Here is a 1902-nt window from a genome sequence, read left to right as displayed (position 1 = left end):
GCTCCTGGGGGCGGAGAGCTTCGTGCAGCAGCTCTTCTACGGCGGCGCGCTGGTCATCGCCGTCTCCCTGGCCCAGCTGGCCCGCCGGCGCGAGGCGAGCAGCGCGGGCACCTCCTCCTGATGGCGGTGCCGACGCTGCCGGTGGCGGACTGCCACAACGACCTGCTGCTGGGTGTCCTGCACCAGCGCGAGCGCGGCCTCGCCGACCCGTTCGGGGACTTCTGGCTGCCGCAGCTGCGGGCCGGCGGCGTGGTGCTCCAGGTGCTCCCGGTCTTCACCGAGGAGCAGCACGTGGGCGAGGGCGCCCTGCGCCGGAGCCTGCAGGTGCTCGAGGAGGCCCGCCGGCTGGCCGACGTGCACGCCGCCGACGTGGCGATCTGCGAGCGGGGCGACCAGATCCGGCCCACGATCGAGAGCGGCCGCATCGCGCTCGTCCTCGCCCTGGAGGGCTGTGAGCCGGTCGGCCACTCCCTCGAGCTGCTCGACACCTTCCACCGCCTCGGCGTCCGGATCGCCTCGATGACCTGGAACCGCCGCACGATGATGGCCGACGGGGTCGGCGAGCAGGACGCCGGCGGCCGCCTGACGACCCTCGGCCTCGAGGCGGTCGCCGAGATGGAGCGCCTCGGCATGCTCGTCGACGTCAGCCACCTCTCGGAGACCGGCTTCTGGCACCTGGCCTCGGTCGCGACCAGGCCCTTCGTCGCGAGCCACTCCTCCTGCCGGGCCCTGCAGCCGCACCCGCGCAACCTCACCGACGAGCAGATCCGGGCGGTGGCCGACAGCGGCGGCTTCGTCGCCGTCAACGGGTTCGGCCCGTTCCTGTCCGACGCCCCCACGGTGGACTCGTTCCTCGACCACGTCCAGCACGCGGTCGCGCTGGTGGGTCCCGAGCGCGTCGCGCTCGGCCTGGACTTCATGCGCGACCTCGTGGACGCGGTCGACCCCGTGCTCTCCGGAGCGCTCGTCCACCCCGACACCCCGCCCTGGGTCGCCGGCCTCGAGCGGCCCGCCGACCTCGCCGCGCTCGCGGCGCGGCTGGAGGAGACGCTGGGGCCGCGAGCCGGCCGCCAGGTGGCTGCCGAGACCGTCATCGACACCCTGACGCGGCAGCTGGCTCCCGCGCCGCGCTGATCGCGGGACGCCGGCGGGCACGACCCGCTGGTGGGACCACAGGCCGCGCTCCCAGGCGGGTGACCGGGTTCGGCTTTCCGGGACGTTCTCCTGTCGCGAACGCGACGCTTGAGCCACGGTTGGTGCGATGCGACCTTCCTCACACCGCGTCCGTGAGACTTAGGAGAGCCGCCCATGGCCACAGTCGTCCCCGTCGACGAGTTCGTGACGGATGAGTGGTACCCCGGCTTCAAGCCGGCACTCGACCATGCAGGCTGGGCGGTCGAGCCGTTCCGGACCTTCGACAAGGCCGACGAGGAGCGGTTCTGGTTCCTCGACTTCCATTGGCCCCGGGGCCTGACCCCGATGGGCCTGATCTGGAACGAGGACGGCTACTCCTGGGGGACCCAGCTGGCCGCGGAGTCGCTGCCGCTGCCGCCCGGGCGCGGCATCACCCAGCGGATCGCCGGGACGCACACCTACGCCGCCGCGATCGACGTGACGGACGAGTGGGAGATCGGCGAGCGGGCGCGCCGGATGATGCAGAACCTGCCGCGCTTCCTCGAGAACTTCGAGGGCATCTGGGCCGACCGCCGCGCGGAGGTCGACTCCTGGTGGACGCACCTGCAGTCGGTCGACCTGCGGTCGCTGGAGCTTCCGGAGCTCGGCGGCTACCTCCGCAAGGCGCGCCAGTTCCACAAGCGCGCGTTCGAGATCCACTTCGAGGTCATGTACCCGCTCCTCGCCAACTACGTCGGCTTCTACGGCGCCTGCATCGAGATGGGCATC

At 72.4% G+C, this 1902-nt stretch carries 2 protein-coding genes; both read left to right on the top strand.

The window, feature by feature from the left end:
* Nucleotides 1–120 precede the first annotated feature (120 nt).
* Nucleotides 121–1134 carry a membrane dipeptidase gene (locus Q0L15_RS21200; RefSeq protein ID WP_296606726.1) on the top strand — a complete coding sequence of 338 codons (1014 nt, stop codon included), beginning with the start codon at nucleotides 121–123 and terminating at the stop codon, nucleotides 1132–1134.
* A gap of 174 nt (nucleotides 1135–1308) precedes the next feature.
* Nucleotides 1309–1902: hypothetical protein (locus Q0L15_RS21195; protein WP_296606725.1), on the top strand; the 594-nt coding region annotated here is incomplete at its 3' end.

This window comes from Nocardioides sp. (genome assembly GCF_024509035.1).
Classification (GTDB): Bacteria; Actinomycetota; Actinomycetes; order Propionibacteriales; family Nocardioidaceae; genus Nocardioides.
This window is presented reverse-complemented; position numbering and strand designations above follow the sequence as displayed.